Source organism: Pseudomonas sp. BIGb0381, assembly GCF_024809815.1.
GTDB lineage: Bacteria > Pseudomonadota > Gammaproteobacteria > Pseudomonadales > Pseudomonadaceae > Aquipseudomonas.
Genome location: NZ_JANUEN010000001.1, coordinates 167,839 through 186,403, shown reverse-complemented (window position 1 = coordinate 186,403; position 18,565 = coordinate 167,839). Strand labels below are relative to the sequence as shown.

At 59.6% G+C, this 18,565-nt stretch carries 15 protein-coding genes; 11 read left to right on the top strand and 4 right to left on the bottom strand.

What is annotated here, in order from left to right; genetic code table 11:
* Positions 1-11: 11 nt before the first annotated feature.
* The gene (locus M2397_RS00905) at positions 12-641 is read right to left on the bottom strand and encodes an alpha/beta hydrolase (protein ID WP_184744659.1); all 630 of its coding nucleotides are present in this window, start codon (positions 639-641) and stop codon (positions 12-14) included.
* A 147-nt stretch (positions 642-788) separates the two neighbouring features.
* Here M2397_RS00905 and M2397_RS00900 point away from each other — a divergent pair, with 147 nt between their 5' ends.
* Positions 789-1,226 carry a YhcB family protein gene (locus M2397_RS00900; RefSeq protein WP_003171734.1) on the top strand — a complete coding sequence of 146 codons (438 nt, stop codon included), beginning with the start codon at positions 789-791 and terminating at the stop codon, positions 1,224-1,226.
* A 68-nt stretch (positions 1,227-1,294) separates the two neighbouring features.
* On the opposite strand, the gene M2397_RS00895 is transcribed toward M2397_RS00900, so the two are convergent.
* The 3 genes from M2397_RS00895 to M2397_RS00885 all read right to left on the bottom strand — a co-directional run bounded on the left by M2397_RS00895 (position 1,295) and on the right by M2397_RS00885 (position 4,935).
* Complete coding sequence (locus M2397_RS00895; protein ID WP_145335357.1) at positions 1,295-3,019, bottom strand: ABC transporter ATP-binding protein/permease; 1,725 nt, start codon at positions 3,017-3,019, stop codon at positions 1,295-1,297.
* A 100-nt stretch (positions 3,020-3,119) separates the two neighbouring features.
* Positions 3,120-3,680: a response regulator transcription factor gene (locus tag M2397_RS00890; protein ID WP_003171731.1), complete on the bottom strand. Its 561-nt coding sequence runs from the start codon at positions 3,678-3,680 to the stop codon at positions 3,120-3,122.
* Entirely contained in the window at positions 3,673-4,935 is a 1,263-nt protein-coding gene (locus M2397_RS00885; RefSeq protein ID WP_259242147.1) for an ATP-binding protein, read from the bottom strand. Before M2397_RS00885 ends, M2397_RS00890 begins: the two co-directional genes overlap by 8 nt.
* Positions 4,936-5,139: 204 nt before the next feature.
* Between M2397_RS00885 and M2397_RS00880 the strand changes: the two genes are divergently transcribed.
* The 10 genes from M2397_RS00880 (at position 5,140) to M2397_RS00835 (ending at position 18,547) form a co-directional block, all read left to right on the top strand.
* Positions 5,140-5,853 (top strand): SIMPL domain-containing protein, encoded by a 714-nt coding sequence (locus tag M2397_RS00880; protein ID WP_145335359.1) that lies wholly within the window; start codon positions 5,140-5,142, stop codon positions 5,851-5,853.
* Between the two features lie 92 nt (positions 5,854-5,945).
* A complete protein-coding gene (locus M2397_RS00875) occupies positions 5,946-7,547 on the top strand; it encodes an ABC transporter substrate-binding protein (RefSeq protein ID WP_259242146.1) in 1,602 nt (533 codons plus the stop codon).
* 258 nt (positions 7,548-7,805) lie between these two features.
* Positions 7,806-9,434, top strand: coding sequence for an ABC transporter substrate-binding protein (locus M2397_RS00870; RefSeq protein ID WP_131698456.1), 1,629 nt, complete (start codon positions 7,806-7,808; stop codon positions 9,432-9,434).
* 304 nt (positions 9,435-9,738) lie between these two features.
* Complete coding sequence (locus M2397_RS00865) at positions 9,739-11,343, top strand: ABC transporter substrate-binding protein (RefSeq protein WP_259242145.1); 1,605 nt, start codon at positions 9,739-9,741, stop codon at positions 11,341-11,343.
* 171 nt (positions 11,344-11,514) lie between these two features.
* Complete coding sequence (locus tag M2397_RS00860; RefSeq protein WP_131698458.1) at positions 11,515-12,912, top strand: OprD family outer membrane porin; 1,398 nt, start codon at positions 11,515-11,517, stop codon at positions 12,910-12,912.
* Positions 12,913-12,992: 80 nt separating this feature from the next.
* Entirely contained in the window at positions 12,993-14,588 is a 1,596-nt protein-coding gene (locus M2397_RS00855; RefSeq protein ID WP_131698459.1) for an ABC transporter substrate-binding protein, read from the top strand.
* 76 nt (positions 14,589-14,664) lie between these two features.
* On the top strand, positions 14,665-15,675 hold the full coding sequence (locus tag M2397_RS00850) for an ABC transporter permease subunit (RefSeq protein ID WP_003171721.1): 1,011 nt from the start codon (positions 14,665-14,667) through the stop codon (positions 15,673-15,675).
* 10 nt (positions 15,676-15,685) lie between these two features.
* A complete protein-coding gene (locus M2397_RS00845; RefSeq protein WP_131698460.1) occupies positions 15,686-16,597 on the top strand; it encodes an ABC transporter permease subunit in 912 nt (303 codons plus the stop codon).
* A 10-nt stretch (positions 16,598-16,607) separates the two neighbouring features.
* On the top strand, positions 16,608-17,576 hold the full coding sequence (locus M2397_RS00840; protein WP_131698461.1) for an ABC transporter ATP-binding protein: 969 nt from the start codon (positions 16,608-16,610) through the stop codon (positions 17,574-17,576).
* Positions 17,576-18,547, top strand: a complete 972-nt coding sequence (locus tag M2397_RS00835; RefSeq protein WP_017138288.1) for a peptide ABC transporter ATP-binding protein — start codon at positions 17,576-17,578, stop codon at positions 18,545-18,547. Before M2397_RS00840 ends, M2397_RS00835 begins: the two co-directional genes overlap by 1 nt.
* Positions 18,548-18,565 lie beyond the last annotated feature (18 nt).

Genomic DNA, 18,565 nt, shown 5'->3' with positions numbered 1-18,565 from the left:
TCAGACTGCTATCAATTCGAGAGGCGCGGCAGCACCAGATCCTTGAGGTCGGTGAGCTTGCCATGAAAAAAGTGCCCGCATTCTGCCACTTTCAGCAGCTCATGGGGGCGTTTCAAGGCGGCAGACCAGTCGTAGACCAATTGCGGATCGACCACTTCGTCGGTTTCCGGTTGAATCAAGGTCAATGGGCAGGTCTGGGGCAGCACGTCGTTATTGCTCAGACGCATCACGGCGGCCGCGACCATAAACAGGTGCGCGAGCTTTTCGCCTTTGGCTTCCAGGCGGCCGCCGAGGCTTGCCGCCACGTAGCCACCAAAGGAAAAACCGAGCAGGGTGAGCGGCAGGTCGGGGTGTTTTTCACGCAGCCAGGTAACAGCCGCTTCGGCATCGTCCACTTCACCGGTGCTCATGTCGTGGGTGCCGGCACTCGCGCCGACGCCACGGTAATTGAAACGCAAAGTAATCAACCCGGCATCGCGAGCTGTGCGTTGCAGGGTCGAAACGACTTTATTGAGCATGGTCCCGCCCTGCACCGGATTAGGGTGGCAGATCAGCGCCAGGCCACGTGGCTCGGGGTGATCCAGGTACAGTGCTTCCAATTGGCCTACCGGGCCATCGATCAAAACGGGGGTTTCACGCATGAGCAAGGAATGAACTCCGTGACCTCTCAAAGGGTCGACTCGTCTAGCTAAAAGTCTGTGCATGGCATCATTGCGAGCTTAATCGCGGTATACAGCGCAGGTTTGAGCCGTTAACGTAAAGCAAAGCCGTTTATAGAGGAAGGACTCGTGGAACACTCGCTCTTAGTTTGGTTGTTGCCGACTCTCGCCTTGGTTGCCGGTGTCGCCATTGGATTCCTGGTTGCCCGCCTGCTGCCGAATGCCGCGCCTAACCGCACGCAGCGTCAGTTGGATGACATTCAGGAACGTTTTGACAGTTATCAGAACGAGGTTGTTACCCACTTCAACAGCACCGCGACCCTGGTCAAGAAACTCACCCAGAGCTACCAGGAAGTACAGGATCACCTCGCCGATGGCGCAAACCGCCTGGCCCTCGACGACATCACCCGTCAACGCCTGCTGGCCGCGCTGCATTCCGATGCACCGCAAACTCCACGGGAACGCCTGACCCCACCCCGGGAAAACCAGGAGCCGCCACGGGACTACGCGCCAAAAACGCCAAACGCCCCGGGCATGCTGGATGAGCATTACGGCTTGAAGAAGTAAGTTATTTTCAAGCGATAAAAAGCCCGGCTGATCGATGATCAGCCGGGCTTTTTATTGGGCCTCACTCTTCAGGACATGGTCTGTTCCTGCAACCAACCGCCCTCGATCCGCACATGCCGCCCATGGAAGCGCTTGAGGCTGCTGCGATGCCCGACGCTGACAATGCTCAACCCCGGCAGCTCATCGATCAACGCTTGATACAGCGTCGCCTCATCCTCTTCATCCATGGCCGAGGTGGCCTCGTCCATGTACAGCCATTGCGGCGCGAACAACAAGGCACGGGCAAAGGCCAGGCGCTGTTGTTCGCCCGGCGAGAGCATGCGTTGCCAATGGTTGGCTTCATCCAGACGCCCCACCAGGTGCGGCAGGCGACAGGTTTCCAGCACCTGTGCATAACGCTCTGCCGAATAGACGCTGTCGTCCTGTGGATAACTCAACACCGCCTTGAGTGTGCCGATCGGCAGGTAGGGCTTCTGCGGCAGGAACAGGTAACGCCTGGCCGGCAGGCGAATGCTGCCGTGACCAGCAGGCCAGAGATGGCCCATAGCGCGCAGCAAGGTACTTTTGCCGCTGCCGGAGCGGCCGCTGAGCATGACGCGCTGACCCGGTTCAACGATCATGTTGGCGTCGGTCAGCAAGTGGCGACCATCCACCAGGCTCAAGCCCAGCCCTTGCACCACAAGACGCTCGCCCTCTGCGCTGACGTCGATGGTGGCTGAGCGCTGCTCGTTTTCACTCATAGCCTGCTGAAAACTCAGCAGACGGTCACTGGTCGCGCGCCAGCCGGCCAGGTCAGCGTACGCACTGATAAACCAGCTGAAGTTGCCCTGCACGTTGCCGAACGCCGAGTTGATTTGCATCAGCTCGCCCAGTTCGATCGTGCCGGAAAAGTAGCGCGGGGCAGCCACGATAAACGCAAAGACGATCGCAATCTGTTCATAGCCGGCAGTGAAGAACGTCAGGCGCTTGGACACCTTCATGATGTCCCAGTAGTTATGCCAGACCTTCCCGAACCGCGCACTCAAACGCTGATTCTCATTGGGCTCGCCGTTGTACAGGGCGATGCTCTCGGCATTCTCCCGCACCCGCACCATGGAGAAACGCAAGTCCGCTTCGAAGCGTTGTTGCTGGTTGCTCAAACCGATCAAACGACGACCGATCAGATGGGTCAGCCAACTGCCGACACCGGCATAGACCAAAGCACACCAGAACATGTAGCCGGGGATGGTGATACCGAACACTTCAATACTGCCCGACACGCCCCACAGGATAATGGAGAACGACACCAGGCTGACCACATTGCGCAGCAGCCCAAGGCCAAGACTCAGCGTGTTCAGGGTAAAGCTATTGAGGTCTTCGGAAATTCGCTGGTCCGGGTTATCGGTGTAGCCGCCCTGCTCCAGCTGGTAGTAGTTCTTGTTGCCAAGCCAGCGGGCGAAGTGTTTTTCGGTCAGCCATGCGCGCCAGCGAATGGTCAGCATCTGAGTGAGGTAGAGACGGTAGACCGCACCGAGAATCGCCACCGTGGCGATACCGCAGAAATAAACGATCTGCTGCCAGAAGGCGGCGGTGTCCTTCTTTTCCAGAGCGTTATAAAAATCCTTGTACCAGTGGTTAAGCCACACGGAAATGGCCACGCTGAACAGCGACAGGCCGATCACGACTGCGAGCAACAACCAGGCCTTGCCCTTCTCTTCACTGCGCCAATAGGGCGTGATCATCGCCCACGTTCGGCGAAAAAACTGCCCACGCACCGCGTCGTTGACCGCGGAATACTCAGCGTTCTGATTCATCGTTCAGGCTCGATAGGAGGGTGGTGACAGGCGTTTGAACCGATCATAGATGATCGGTTCAGGGCTCCGTGCGGCCTGAAGCGGGTTGTTCAGCTTAGGTTCAGCGGCGTACCGGACGCTTCTGCAGCTTGCGTTGCAGGGTGCGCCGGTGCATGCCCAGGGCGCGGGCAGTGGCAGAGATATTGCCTTCGTGTTCGGTGAGGACGCGCTGGATGTGTTCCCACTGCAGGCGGTCCACCGACATCGGGTTTTCAGGCACCAGGGTGTCGAGGTCGGCGTGCTCGGACAGCAACGCAGCCAGCACGTCATCGGCATCCGCCGGCTTGCACAGGTAGTTGCAGGCACCGCGCTTGATTGCTTCGACGGCCGTGGCGATGCTGGAGTAACCGGTGAGGATCACCACGCGCATTTCCGGGTCGAGCTCCAGCAGTTTGGGCAACAGCACCAGGCCGGAGTCGCCGTCCATTTTCAGGTCGAGCGCGGCGTAGTCCGGCAAGTCGGCCTGGGCGATGGTCAGGCCTTCTTCGGCGGAGCCTGCGGTGCTCACGCGAAAGCCGCGACGGCTCATGGCGCGCGCCATCACGCGGGTAAACGTGGCGTCATCATCTACCAGCAACAGATGCGGCAGTTCTTCGCCTTCGACTTGGATCTCGTCACTCATCGATATCTCCTCGTGCGACACGGGGCAGGCGCAGCTCGGTGAGCGTGCCGCCTTCCTCATGACTATAGAGCTTCACTGAGCCGCCCGCGCGGGTCACGCTGGCCTTGCTCAAAAACAGGCCCAGGCCGAAGCCTTTGCCCTTGGTGGTAAAGAAAGGTTTGCCGATCTGCTCAGCAATGGCCAGCGGCACGCCTGCGCCGTGATCGCGGATGCTGATCGTCAGGTCATCCACATCCCAATCCAGCCGGACTTCCAGGCCTTCGGGGCAGGCGTCGGCGGCGTTGTTCAGCAGGTTGAGCAAGGCTTGGGTCAGGTCCGGCGGTGGCGCCAGGCGCGGCACAGTGCCCTGCCCCAGCAGATGGAAACGGTAGCTGGCCTCGGGGCGCATCAAATGCCAGCGGTTCAGGGCTTCGTCGAGCCACTGGGTCACGTCCTGCATATCGACCGCCAGGCGGCGATTGGCTTCAGCCGCGCGTACCAGTTGCTGCAAGGTTTGCTTGCATTGCTTGACCTGTTCGCGCAGCACGCCGAGATCCTCTTGCAGCGCCGGGTCGTGGTGGTCCTGGGTCATTTCGTTGAGCAGCACGCTCATGGTCGCCAACGGCGTGCCCAATTCGTGAGCCGCACCGGCGGCCTGGGTGGCGACGGCGAGCAGTTGCTGGTCACGCAGGCCTTCTTCGCGGCGAATGGCGCGCAGTTCTTCCTGGCGGCGCAGCTCTTCGGCCATGCGCGCGGCAAAGAAGGTGATCACGGCGGCAGACAGGGCAAAGCTCAGCCACATCCCGTAGATCTGCAGGTTTTCGCGGGCGATGGGGAACGTTTGCAACGGATAGAACTGCGCCAGCAGCAAGGTGTACAGGGTCAGGGCGATGCCCGACAGCACCACCGAGTAGCGCCACGGCAAGGTCACCGCGGCGATGGTCAGTGGCACCAGGTAATAAGAAACGAACGGGTTGGTGGAACCGCCGGAGAAATACAGCAACACACTGTGGATAAACAGGTCGCAGGCCAATTGCAGGGCGTATTCCAGCTCGGTCACCGGCCATGTGGTACGCAACCGAATGGCGGTAAATACACACAGCACGATGGAGAAACCCAGGGTCACGCCCAATTGCAGCCACGGCAGCGGCAGCAGGTCGAACCAATAGGCAAGCCCGACCGAACCGGCCTGTGCGGCCAGTACCAGGGTACGGATGAACGTCAGGCGCCAAAGGTTCTGGCGGGTGGCGGAAGTCAGTTTTACGGCGGCGAGCATGAGCTCTCCCGATGAGCGCTGCAGGCGGATCGGCAGGAGTATAAACGAAGCAAGCGCGCTGGCATGGCGCGTGTGGCTCTTTGCCGCAGGCCGAGCGAACAACCGTTCGTCGGCGTCCGCACGATGTGTAGCGAATATGTAAACCCGAAGAACCCGATACCACCGTCTACAGTCATACCGATACGAACACCCTAAGGAGCTTCCATGTCTCGTTTCACTCGCAGTGCAGTTGTTCTCACCCTCAGTGCCAGCGCCCTGGCCAGCCTTCCGGCACTGGCCGCCGATGCACTGAATTACAACCAGATATCCCTGCGCGCCGAGGTCAGCCAGGAAGTGGCCCGGGACAAGATGATCGTCACCCTCTACACCGAGTCCCAGAACCCCGACCCGGCCAAGCTCGCGGCCGAAATCACCACCACCATGAACAAGGCCCTGGGCCAGGCGCGCGAAGTCCAAGGCGTGACCCTGCGCCAGGGCAGCCGTAACAGCTACCCGATCTACGACAACAAGAACCAGAAGATCACCGGCTGGCGCGAACGCGCCGAACTGCGCCTGGAAAGCGCGGACTTCCCGGCGCTGTCCAAACTCACCGGCGAGTTGCTCAACACCCTGAAAATGGAAAACATGGACTTCGCCATCGCCGACACCACGCGCAAGACCAGCGAAGACGCCCTGCTCAAGGACGCGGTTGCCGCCTTTAAAGCACGCGCGCAACTGGCCACCGATGCGTTAGGCGGCAAGGGCTACAAGATCGTCAACTTGAACTTCAACACCAATGGCTACCCACAACCTTATGCCCGTGGCGGAATGATGATGAAGGCGGCCATGATGGATTCAGCACCGACGCCGGAAGTGGAGGCAGGTACCAGCCAGGTCAGCATGAGCGCCGATGGGGTGATCGAAGTGCAGATGCCGTAACCCCTACCCGACAAACCTGAACGGCGGTAACCTCGGTGACCGCCGTTTTTGTTTGGGCAGCTTTTATATGCCTGCCACTTTTAGGGGTCTCCATGGAAAGAACCACCTTCAAACCACTCCTCTTTACCGCCGGCCTGCTGGCCTTTATGCCGATGGCCCACGCAGCCAGCACCCTGGTCTACTGCTCCGAAGCCAGCCCCGCCGGTTTCGACCCCAGCCAGTACACCAGCGGCACCGACTTCGATGCGTCCGCCGAAACCGTGTTCAACCGCTTGACCCAGTTCAAGCGTGGCGGCACCGAAGTGGAACCAGGCCTGGCCACCCGCTGGGAGGTGTCCAAAGACGGCCTGACCTACACCTTCCACCTGCGCGATGGCGTCAAGTTCCACACCACTGACTTCTTCAAACCCACCCGCGATTTCAACGCGGATGACGTGCTGTTTACCTTCAATCGCCTGCTGGATGCCGAGAGCCCGTTCCGCAAGGCCTACCCTTCCGAATCGCCGTACTTCACCGACATGGGCCTGAACACCACGATCAAGAGCGTCGACAAACTCGACGAGCACACCGTGCGTTTCAACCTGAACAACGTCGATGCCTCGTTCGTGCAGAACCTGGCCATGAGTTTCGCCTCCGTGCAATCGGCCGAGTACGCCGCCCAGCTATTGAAGGAAGGCAAGGCCGAAGACATCAACCAGAAACCGGTGGGCACTGGGCCGTTCGTGTTCAAGCGTTACCAGAAGGACTCGCAGATCCGCTACGTGGCAAATAAACAGTATTGGAAACCCGAGGATGTGAAGCTCGACAACCTGGTGTTCGCCATCACCCCGGACGCCGCCTCGCGCCTGCAAAAGCTCAAGACCGGCGAATGCCAGGTCAGCGGCTACCCGCGCCCGTCGGACATCGAGGTGATGAAGCAGGACCCCAACCTGCGCGTGCTGCAGCAAGCCGGTTTCAACCTGGGCTTTCTGGCCTACAACGTGACCCATCCACCGCTGGATCAACTCAAGGTCCGCCAGGCCCTGGACATGGCCATCGACAAGCCGGCGATCATCAAGGCCGTGTACCAGAGCGCCGGACAATTGGCGCAGAACGCACTGCCACCGGCGCAGTGGTCTTATGACCCGTCCATCAAGGATGCCCCGCACGATCCGACCAAGGCCCGCGCGCTACTAAAAGAAGCAGGGGTTGCACCAGGTACCACCATCAACCTGTGGGCGATGACCGTGCAACGCGCCTCCAATCCGAATGCACGCATGTCGGCACAAATGATCCAGCAGGATTGGGAGAAAGTCGGCATCAAGGCCAATATCGTCAGCTATGAGTGGGGCGAATACATCAAGCGCGCCAAAAATGGCGAGCACGATGCGATGATTTATGGCTGGACCGGCGACAACGGCGACCCGGATAACTGGCTCGGTGTGCTCTACAGTTGTGCTGCGGTCAAGGGCAGCAACTACGCCAAATGGTGTAACCCCGCCTATGACAAGCTGGTGCAGCAGGCCAAAGTCAGCAGTGACCGTGAGCAGCGCATCAAGTGGTATCAACAGGCACAGAAAATCCTTAAGGAACAAGTACCTATAACGCCTATTGCAAACTCGACGGTTTTCCAACCGCTGCGCAGGGAAGTGAAGGACTTCAAGATCAGCCCCTTCGGGCTGACACCGTTCTACGGCGTGAGTCTAGATAAGTAACAGCAACGCCCCAACCGAGTGCGCCAGACGCCTCGGTTGACCCTTCATGGTGCGCGCCATGCACCGAAAAAAACCTATAAATATGCTCAAATATGTCAAAACTTTCATAATTGCGACATTCCTGTACGTTCGTACCACTCTTTCTACCTTCCAACGGTTCAGCATCTTGCAATGGGTATGGCGCCTGCATAAGTATCCGCAGGCCGACTCACGAGGTCGCCCTCACCACCAAAAATGACAACAAATCATGAGGCCAACATGCTTAAACACGCAGTCCTTCCGTTATTAGTGAGCGCTGGCCTTATGGCCGCGGCCCCTTTCGCCCAAGCGGCGACTAACCTGGTGTTCTGCTCCGAAGGGAGCCCGGCCGGTTTTGACCCAGGCCAGTACACCACCGGAACAGACTTCGATGCCTCGGCCGAAACCATGTTCAACCGTCTGAGCCAGTTCGAACGAGGCGGCACCGCCGTTGTTCCTGGCCTTGCCACCAGCTGGGACGTGTCCCCGGATGGCCTGACCTACACCTTCCACCTGCGCGAAGGCGTCAAGTTCCATACCACCCCGTACTTCAAGCCCACCCGTGAGTTCTCGGCTGACGACGTACTGTTCACCTTCAACCGGATGATCAATAAAGACGATCCATTCCGTAAGGCTTACCCCACTGAGTTCCCGTACTTCACGGACATGGGGATGGACACCAACATCAAGAACATCGAGAAGGTCGATGCCCACACCGTCAAGTTCACCCTTGGCACCGTGGACGCCGCTTTCATCCAGAACCTGGCAATGAGCTTCGCTTCCATCCAGTCGGCTGAATACGCAGCCCAACTGTTGAAGGAAGGCAAACCTGCGGACATCAACCAGAAACCGGTCGGTACTGGCCCGTTCGTATTCAAGAGCTACCAGAAAGACTCGAACATTCGCTACACCGGCAACAAGGACTACTGGAAACCTGAAGACGTGAAGATCGATAACCTGATCTTCGCCATCACCACCGACCCGTCGGTGCGTATCCAGAAGCTGAAGAAAAACGAGTGCCAGATCACCCTGTTCCCACGTCCGGCCGACCTCAAGGCGCTGGGTGAAGACAAGGACCTGAAACTGCCGCACCAGGCCGGTTTCAACCTGGGCTATGTCGCCTACAACGTCATGGACAAGATCAAGGGCAGCGACCAGCCAAACCCACTGGCTGACCTGCGCGTACGCCAGGCGCTGGACATGTCGGTGAACAAGCAGCAGATCATCGACTCCGTCTACCAGGGCGCAGGTCAACTGGCGGTCAACGCCATGCCGCCAACCCAATGGTCCTACGACAACACCATCAAGGACGCCAAGTACGATCCCGAGAAAGCCAAGGCGCTGCTCAAGGAAGCGGGTGTCAAGGAAGGTACCGAGATCGTTCTGTGGGCGATGCCCGTTCAGCGTCCGTACAACCCGAACGCCAAGCTGATGGCTGAAATGCTGCAAAACGACTGGTCCAAGATCGGCCTGAAGGTCAAGATCACCAGCTACGAGTGGGGCGAGTACATCAAGCGCTCTAAAGGCGGCGAGAACCAGGCCATGATCATTGGCTGGAGCGGCGACAACGGTGACCCGGACAACTGGCTGAACGTGCTGTTCGGCTGCGACTCGCTGGCCGGCAACAACTTCTCCAAGTGGTGCGACAAGAAATTCGACGGCGTCGTGAAAGAAGCCAAGGCTACGTCGGACGTCGCCAAACGCACCGAGCTGTATAAGCAGGCGCAACATATCCTCAAAGATGCAGTCCCGATGACACCTATCGCGCACTCGACGGTGTATCAACCCATGCGCAACACCGTACAGGACTTCAAGATCAGCCCGTTTGGCCTGAACTCCTTCTATGGCGTGAGCGTAAGCGGCAAGTAAGGACCAATGACGGTGGCGTTTCATAACGTCGCCGTTATTGCATCCGCCTGGACCGTAGGAAATAGACCACGCTAGCAATCGCCGCGTCCTACAGCTGCGAACTGCGACAAGCAGCTCTTTTGCCTACAAGGTCAGTCCGATTTGGCGCATTTACTGCGAAGTCAGCGACCCATACCGTCGTAGGACAGCAGAGGCTCCAACCTGGAAAAGGCACTTGCTGTGTGTGGGATCAGTAATGTCTCCCTGGCCATACGCCAGGGTGATTGCTTGCTGATGACAACTACAAACAAGGATCGGGATCGTCATGCGCCATACCACCGTTCTATCCGCAATTTTTGGCTCCAGCCTGCTGGCCATAGCCACGATGGGCCAGGCGGCCGACAAGAAGAGCCTGGTGTTCTGCTCCGAAGGCAGCCCGGCGGGGTTCGACACCGCGCAATACACCACCGCCACCGATAACGATGTGGCCGAGCCGCTCTACAACCGCCTGGTTGAGTTTGAAAAGGGCGCGACCAACGTCGTACCTGGACTGGCGACCAAGTGGGATATTTCCGAAGACGGCCTGACCTACACCTTTCACCTGCGTGAAGGGGTGAAATTCCACAGCAACAAGGAATTCAAGCCGACGCGGGACTTCAACGCCGACGACGTGCTGTTCACCTTCAACCGCATGCTTGACCCCGACCACCCGTTTCGCAAGGCCTACCCCACCGAGTTTCCGTATTTCAACGGGATGAGCCTGAACAAGAACATCGCCAAGGTCGAAAAAACCGACCCGCATACCGTGGTGATGACGCTCAACTCGGTCGACGCTGCGTTCGTGCAGAACATCGCCATGAGCTTTGCCGCCATCCTGTCGGCCGAATACGCCGAGCAGTTGCTCAAGGAAGGCAAGCCCAGCGACATCAACCAGAAGCCGATCGGCACTGGCCCCTTTGTCTTCCAGCGCTACCAGAAAGACTCGCAGATCCGCTATGTGGGTAACAAACAGTACTGGGACCCGAGCAAGGTCAAGCTGGACCAGCTGATTTTTGCCATCAACACCGACGCCTCGGTGCGCGTGCAAAAGCTCAAGGCCGGCGAATGCCAGGTCACCCTGCATCCACGCCCGGCCGACGTCGACGCGCTCAAGGCCGACCCGAAGCTGCAACTGCTGACCAAGCCGGGTTTCAACCTCGGCTACATCGCCTACAACGTGCGCCACAAGCCGTTCGATCAGCTCGAAGTGCGCCAGGCGCTGGACATGGCGGTGAACAAGCAGAGCATCCTCAACGCCGTGTACCAGGGCGCGGGGCAGTTGGCAGTCAATGCCATGCCGCCAACGCAATGGTCCTACGACGACACCATCAAGGACGCCGCCTACAACCCGGAAAAAGCCAAGGAACTGCTCAAGGCCGCCGGCGTGAAGGAAGGTACCGAGATCACCCTGTGGGCGATGCCGGTGCAACGGCCGTACAACCCCAACGCCAAGCTGATGGCCGAGATGCTGCAAAGCGACTGGGCCAAGATCGGACTGAAGGTCAAGATCGTCAGCTACGAGTGGGGCGAATACATCAAGCGCACCAAGAACGGTGAGCACGATGTCAGCCTGATCGGCTGGACCGGCGACAACGGTGACCCGGACAACTGGCTGGGCACCCTCTACAGCTGCGACGCCATCGGTGGGAACAACTACTCCATGTGGTGTGACCCGGCGTACGACAAGCTGATCAAGCAAGCCAAGGTCGTCACCGACCGAGAACAAAGGACTGTTCTGTACAAACAGGCGCAGCAACTGCTCAAGCAGCAGGTGCCGATCACGCCCGTAGCCCACTCGACGGTCAATCAGCCGTTAAGCGTCAAAGTCGAAGGATTCAAAGTAAGCCCCTTCGGCCGCAACGTGTTCTCGGGCGTCAGTATTACCCCATAAGAAAATAACCGGATTGCAGGGAGCGAAGTTGGCTCTCTCGCAAACGCGCAGCCTTTTGTTGGGATTTTTCCTACAGCAAACGTTTGCACCAGCTTGATCGAGTTACACACCCAATAGCCGGATCACCAAAAAAGACCGGCATTAAAAAGAGAACCAAAGGAGCTTCAACCCATGAAACTGAGCAGCAAAGCGCTTCTGGCCCTGGCCATCAGCACCATCACGGCAACCGCCTACGCTGAAACCCAAAGTCAGGACTTCGTTCCTACCACGTTGGCCGGCACCAGCGCTCAAAGCGAGGCCAAAGGCTTTATCGACGGTCAAAGCCTGGGCGGTACTACCCGTAACTGGTACTCCACCGAGAAGAGATTCCGTGGCCAGCGTTTCTCCTACGAGAAACACAATCAGACGCGCACCGACGCAAACCGCACCAACTGGGTACAAGGCACCATCCTCAACTACTCCTCGGGCTTCACCCAAGGCACCGTAGGTGTGGCGACCGAAGTCGCGGCTTACAACGCCGTGGTCCTGGACCGCAGCAAGCGAGATATCAAGGGCGGTTCCAACCGTACCCTGGCTGACTCCGACGGTGATGCAGTAGGCCAATGGAGCAAGCTGGGCCTGGCTAACGTCAAGTTCCGCGTGTCCAACACCACCTTGACCGCCGGTCGCCAGAACTTCAGCAGCGGCATCGTCGACACCATCGGCAACCGTGCCCTGCCGTCGAGCTTCGAAGGTGTGAGCTTCAACAGCGAAGAGCTGAGCAACCTGTCGTTCCAAGGCGGTATTTTCGATCGCGTTTCGCCGCGTACCGAGCAGAGCCTGTCGAAATTCCGTTCCGAGTACGGTAATGGCCAGGAAACCGACAAGGTCAAAACCCTGGGCTTCAACTACCAGCCGTTCAAGAGCCTGAAAACCAGCGTGTTCGCCGCTAACGTCGAAGACTTCTGGAACCAGTACTACTTCGGTGCCACCCACGAATTGGGTGATGCACAGACCCTGGCACTGACCACCGGCCTGAACTACTACAAAACCACCGACACCGGCAGCAAGAAGATGGGCAACATCGACAACGACACTTACTCGTTGTCCCTGGGGCTGACCCACCAGGCCCACAGCCTGACCTTCTCGTACCAGGAAGTTAACGGTGACGAGTACTTCGACTACCTGCACGAAACCAACGGCATCTACCTGGCCAACTCCCTGACCTCCGACTTCAACAGCCCGAACGAGAAGTCCTTCCAGGTCGCCTACGCCATCAACATGGCCGAATACGGCGTGCCAGGCCTGAAGTTCAACGTCTACTCGGCGCGCGGCTGGGGCATCGACGGTACTCACTACAACGGTACCGCCTACGGCACTGCCGGTGAGAGCCGCAGCGACCTGCGCCTGATGGACGGTGAGAAACACCAGGAATACGGCGTTGGCACCTCCTACGCGATTCAGAGCGGCCCACTCAAGGCCACCACCATCCGTGGCACCTACGTGACTCACCGCGCCAGCGCACAACAGGCTGACGGCAACATCAAAGAGTTCCGTCTGGTCACCACCATCCCGTTCAACATTCTTTAATTAGCGCCAGGTAGACGGCGGGCTCAGGACGAGCCCGCCGTCTACGCTTGTCTGGTCCCATCGATTGCAGAGGGCTCTGAATGAAAATGCTCCCGCTACAAGCTGCCGTTGCCGCTGCGCTGTTAAGCGTCGCTATCGGCGTATCGGCCAAACCCCTGGTGGTCTGCACCGAAGCCAGTCCGGAAGGCTTCGATCCGGTCCTGTACACCACCGCAGTCACCGCCGATGCCGCCGCTGAAACCATGTTCAACCGTTTGGTGGACTTCAAGCCCGGCACCACCGAGATCGTGCCAGCGCTCGCCACTTCCTGGGAAATCAGTGACGACGGCCTGACCTATACATTTCATCTGCGCGACGACGTCAAGTTCCACACCACCGACTACTTCAAACCCACGCGCAACATGAATGCCGACGACGTACTCTGGAGCTTCCAGCGCCAGCTGGACCCAAAACACCCGTGGCACAACAAATCCAACGTGGGCTACCCGTACTTTGAAAGCATGGGCTTCAAGGAACTGCTCAAGAGCGTGGAGAAGACCGATGACCATACCGTGGTCTTCACCCTGACCCGCCCTGAGGCACCGTTCCTGGCCGATGTCGCGATGCCGTTTACCGCCATCCACTCCGCCGAGTACGCCGACAAGCTACTCGCCGCTGGCAAGACCGAAGAGCTCAACAGCAAGCCGATCGGCACCGGCCCGTTCATTTTCACGCGCTACCAGAAGGATGCTCAGGTGCGCTTCAAGGCCAACCCGGAGTACTTCCGTGGCAAGCCTCCGGCCGATCCGTTGATCCTGGCCATTGCGGTCGACAACAACGTGCGCCTGCAGAAGCTCAAGGCCAACGAATGCCAGATCGCGCTGTATCCCAAGCCCGATGACCTTCCCAGCATCAAGAAAGACCCGAACCTGAAGGTCGCCGAACTGGCGGCGATGACCACCGCCTACACCGCCCTGAACACCACCCACAAGTACATGAGCGACGCGCGGGTGCGCCACGCGATCAACATCGCGTTCGACAAGAAAGGCTACAACGAATCCCTGTATGGCAAAGGCAACGCCGTTGATGCCACCGGTCCGTATCCGCCGACCCTGCTGGGCTTCAACGACAAGCTGAAAAACCCTGAGCGCGACCTGGACAAGGCCCGTGCCCTGCTCAAGGAAGCCGGCGTACCGGAAGGCACCGAGTTCACCCTGTTCACCCGTAACGGCGGCGGCCCGACCAACCCTAACCCAATGCTCGGCGCCCAGCGCATGCAGGCGGACCTGGCGCAAATCGGCCTGAAAGTGAACATCAAGGTCATGGAATGGGGCGAGATGCTCAAGCGCGCCAAAGCCGGCGAGCACGACATGGTTTCTGCTGGCTGGGCCGGTGATAACGGCGACCCGGATAACTTCCTCACGCCGAACCTGAGTTGCGATGCAGCCAAAAACGGCGAAAACTACGCACGCTGGTGTAACAAAGAGTTTCAGGACTTGATCGATAAGGCCCGTGCTATCGCTGAACCCACTGAACGCGCCGCACTCTATGAACAAGCACTGGACGTTTTCGACAAGGACCAACCATGGATTCCCATGGCTTACCCGAAAATGTTCACCGCCATGCGCAAGAACGTCGAGGGTTATACCCAAAGTCCTCTGACGAACAATAACTTCGCCACTACCCAGGTGAAGTAAATAAGAGAAACGCTCGGCACCGCCCACCAGGACGGTGCCGAACCTGCCTAACCGGCTGATTGAGGTACACCACAAGATGTTTAGTTTTATTGCCCGCCGACTGGGGTTATTGATCCCCACGTTTTTCGGCATCACGTTGCTCACGTTTGCGTTGATACGCATGATCCCTGGCGACCCTGTCGAAGTCATGATGGGCGAGCGGCGCGTCGACCCCGAGATGCACGCACAGGCAATGGAACGCCTTGGCCTTAACAAGCCGCTGTATGCGCAATACCTGGACTATGTCGGCAAGCTCGCCCAGGGCGACCTTGGCGAATCGCTGCGCACCCGCACCAGCGTGTGGACCGAGTTCACCGCCCTCTTCCCGGCGACCCTGGAGCTGTCCATGGCCGCCCTGCTGTTCGCCGGCATCCTGGGCCTGTTGGCCGGGGTGATCGCGGCACTCAAACGAGGATCCCTGTTCGACCATGGGGTGATGGGCATCTCCCTGGCGGGCTATTCGATGCCGATCTTCTGGTGGGGCCTGATCCTGATCATGTTCTTCTCCGTGAGCCTGGGCTGGACCCCGGTTTCCGGGCGTATCGACCTGCTCTACGACATTGAGCCGCGCACCGGCTTCATGCTGATCGACACCCTGCTGGCTGACGAGCCGGACGCGTTCTGGGATGCGCTGCACCACCTGATCCTGCCGGCCATCGTGCTCGGCACCATCCCGTTGGCAGTGATCGCGCGGATGACCCGTTCATCCATGCTCGAAGTGCTGCGTGAAGACTACATCCGTACCGCCAAGGCCAAAGGCCTGTCGCCGGCGCGCGTGGTGTTCGTGCACGGCCTGCGTAACGCGTTGATCCCGGTACTCACCGTGGTCGGCCTGCAAGTCGGCACCCTGCTGGCCGGTGCGGTCCTGACCGAAACCATCTTCTCGTGGCCCGGCATCGGCAAATGGCTGATCGAAGCCATTGGCGCGCGGGACTACCCGGTGGTGCAAAACGGCATCCTGCTGATCGCCTGTCTGGTGATCCTGGTGAACTTCGTGGTGGACATCCTCTACGGCTTCGCCAACCCACGCATCCGTCACCAGCGCTGAGATCATGACCATGACCACACCTACTCAAGTGTCAGCAGTCGATCAAAGCCTGCTGTACCCGTCGCCGTACAAAGAATTCTGGCAAGCCTTCTCCAAGAACAAAGGCGCGGTTGCCGGCCTGCTGTTCATGTTGCTGATCGTGTTCTGCGCGATCTTCGCCCCCTGGGTAGCGCCGCATAACCCCACCGAGCAATACCGTGATTTCCTGCTGACCCCGCCGTCGTGGCTGGAAGGCGGGCAGATCCAGTTCCTGCTCGGCACCGATGAGCTGGGCCGCGACCTGCTCTCGCGCCTGATCCAGGGCTCGCGCCTCTCGTTGCTGATCGGCTTGTCGTCGGTAGTGATGTCGCTGATCCCGGGCATCCTGCTGGGCCTGTTCGCCGGGTTCTTCCCGCGCCTGCTTGGCCCGACCATCATGCGCCTGATGGACATCATGCTGGCCCTGCCGTCGCTGCTGCTGGCGGTTGCCATTGTCGCCATCCTCGGCCCTGGCCTGATCAACACCGTGATCGCCATCGCTATCGTGTCACTGCCGTCCTATGTACGTCTGACCCGCGCTGCGGTGATGGGCGAACTGAACCGCGACTACGTAACTGCCGCCCGCCTCGCCGGCGCCGGCCTGCCCCGCCTGATGTTCATCACCGTGCTGCCTAACTGCATGGCACCGCTGATCGTTCAGGCCACCTTGAGTTTCTCTTCCGCGATCCTCGATGCCGCCGCGTTGGGCTTCCTCGGCTTGGGCGTACAACCGCCAACGCCTGAGTGGGGCACCATGCTGGCTTCGGCTCGCGACTACATCGAACGCGCATGGTGGGTCGTCAGCCTGCCGGGCTTGACCATTTTGCTCAGCGTGCTGGCAATCAACTTGATGGGTGACGGCCTGCGCGACGCGCTGGACCCGAAACTCAAGAACGCCGCCTGAGGAGATTCCCATGTCACTGTTAGAAATCAAGAATCTCAACGTCCGCTTCGGCGACAAGACCGCCGTGCCGGTGGTCGATGGCCTCGATATTTCCGTCGACAAAGGCGAAGTCCTGGCCATCGTTGGCGAGTCGGGCTCGGGTAAATCCGTGACCATGATGGCGCTGATGGGCCTGATCGAGCACCCCGGCATCGTCACCGCCGACGCCCTGAACTTCGACGGCAAGGATATGCTCAAGCTGAGCAATCGCCAGCGCCGCCAGATCGTCGGCAAAGACCTGGCGATGGTGTTCCAGGACCCGATGACCGCGCTGAACCCCAGCTACACCGTGGGTTTCCAGATTGAAGAAGTGCTGCGCCTGCACCTGAAGATGTCCGGCAAGCAAGCGCGTAAACGGGCCATCGAGCTGCTGGAAAAGGTTGAGATCCCCGGCGCTGCCAGCCGTATGGACGCCTACCCGCACCAACTGTCCGGCGGTATGAGCCAGCGAGTAGCCATCGCCATGGCGATTGCCGGCGAACCGAAATTGCTGATCGCCGACGAACCAACCACCGCGTTGGACGTGACCATCCAGGCGCAGATCATGGAACTGCTGCTGGCCCTTCAGAAAGAGCAGAACATGGGCCTGGTGCTGATCACCCACGACCTCGCGGTCGTGGCTGAAACCGCCCAGCGTGTGTGCGTGATGTACGCCGGCCAAGCGGTGGAAGTCGGCCAGGTGCCGCAATTGTTCGACATCCCGGCGCATCCGTACAGCGAAGCGCTGCTCAAGGCGATTCCCGAGCACAGCCTCGGCGCCACGCGCCTGGCCACGCTGCCGGGTATCGTGCCTGGCCGCTATGACCGCCCGCAGGGTTGCCTGCTGTCGCCACGCTGCCCGTATGTGCAGGAATCCTGCCGTGCCCAGCGACCCAGCCTTGATCCGAAAAGCAACAGCCTTGCGCGATGCTTCTACCCCTTGAACCAGGAGGTGGCGTAATGGCCGTCGTTCTTACCGCCCGCGACCTCACCCGTCACTACGAAGTGTCCCGTGGCCTGTTCAAGGGCCATGCGCTGGTACGCGCGCTTAATGGTGTGTCGTTTGAACTGGAAGCCGGCAAGACCCTCGCGGTTGTAGGCGAGTCGGGTTGCGGCAAATCCACTTTGGCCCGTGCGCTGACGCTGATTGAAGAGCCGTCTTCAGGCTCGCTGAAAATCGCCGGCCAGGAAGTCGCCGGCGCCGACAAGGCCCAGCGCAAGCAACTGCGAAAAGACGTGCAGATGGTGTTCCAGAGCCCCTACGCCTCGTTGAACCCACGCCAGAAGGTCGGTGATCAACTGGGCGAACCGCTGTTGATCAACACCAACCTGTCCGCAGCCGAACGTCGCGAGAAAGTGCAGGCGATGATGAAGCAAGTGGGCCTGCGCCCTGAGCATTATCAGCGCTACCCGCATATGTTCTCCGGTGGCCAGCGCCAGCGGATCGCCCTGGCCCGCGCCATGATGCTGCAACCGAAAGTGCTGGTGGCGGATGAACCGACCTCGGCCCTCGACGTATCGATCCAGGCCCAGGTGCTCAACCTGTTCATGGACCTGCAGCAGGAGTTCAACACCGCCTACGTGTTCATCTCCCACAACCTCGCGGTGGTGCAACACGTCGCCGATGACGTGATGGTGATGTACCTCGGCCGCCCGGTGGAAGTTGGCCCCAAGGAAGATATCTACGCCCGCCCCCTGCACCCGTACACCCAGGCGCTGCTGTCGGCCACCCCGACCATTCATCCGGATCCGAACAAACCGAAGATCAAAATCGTTGGTGAGTTGCCTAACCCACTGAACCCGCCGCCAGGCTGCGCTTTTCACAAGCGCTGCCCGTATGCGACGGCGCGTTGCAGCAGCGAGGAGCCGCAGTTGCGGGCGCTGGATAACCGCCAGGTGGCTTGCCACTACGCGGAGCAATTCGTGGCCTGAAACCCTGTGACGGCATTC

Coding starts and splice junctions, on each gene's coding strand:
- M2397_RS00905 (WP_184744659.1), bottom strand. CDS start 641: ATGCGTGAAACCCCCGTTTTGATCGATGGCCCGGTAGGCCAATTGGAA.
- M2397_RS00895 (WP_145335357.1), bottom strand. CDS start 3,019: ATGAATCAGAACGCTGAGTATTCCGCGGTCAACGACGCGGTGCGTGGG.
- M2397_RS00890 (WP_003171731.1), bottom strand. CDS start 3,680: ATGAGTGACGAGATCCAAGTCGAAGGCGAAGAACTGCCGCATCTGTTG.
- M2397_RS00885 (WP_259242147.1), bottom strand. CDS start 4,935: ATGCTCGCCGCCGTAAAACTGACTTCCGCCACCCGCCAGAACCTTTGG.
- M2397_RS00880 (WP_145335359.1), top strand. CDS start 5,140: ATGTCTCGTTTCACTCGCAGTGCAGTTGTTCTCACCCTCAGTGCCAGC.
- M2397_RS00875 (WP_259242146.1), top strand. CDS start 5,946: ATGGAAAGAACCACCTTCAAACCACTCCTCTTTACCGCCGGCCTGCTG.
- M2397_RS00870 (WP_131698456.1), top strand. CDS start 7,806: ATGCTTAAACACGCAGTCCTTCCGTTATTAGTGAGCGCTGGCCTTATG.
- M2397_RS00865 (WP_259242145.1), top strand. CDS start 9,739: ATGCGCCATACCACCGTTCTATCCGCAATTTTTGGCTCCAGCCTGCTG.
- M2397_RS00860 (WP_131698458.1), top strand. CDS start 11,515: ATGAAACTGAGCAGCAAAGCGCTTCTGGCCCTGGCCATCAGCACCATC.
- M2397_RS00855 (WP_131698459.1), top strand. CDS start 12,993: ATGAAAATGCTCCCGCTACAAGCTGCCGTTGCCGCTGCGCTGTTAAGC.
- M2397_RS00850 (WP_003171721.1), top strand. CDS start 14,665: ATGTTTAGTTTTATTGCCCGCCGACTGGGGTTATTGATCCCCACGTTT.
- M2397_RS00845 (WP_131698460.1), top strand. CDS start 15,686: ATGACCACACCTACTCAAGTGTCAGCAGTCGATCAAAGCCTGCTGTAC.
- M2397_RS00840 (WP_131698461.1), top strand. CDS start 16,608: ATGTCACTGTTAGAAATCAAGAATCTCAACGTCCGCTTCGGCGACAAG.
- M2397_RS00835 (WP_017138288.1), top strand. CDS start 17,576: ATGGCCGTCGTTCTTACCGCCCGCGACCTCACCCGTCACTACGAAGTG.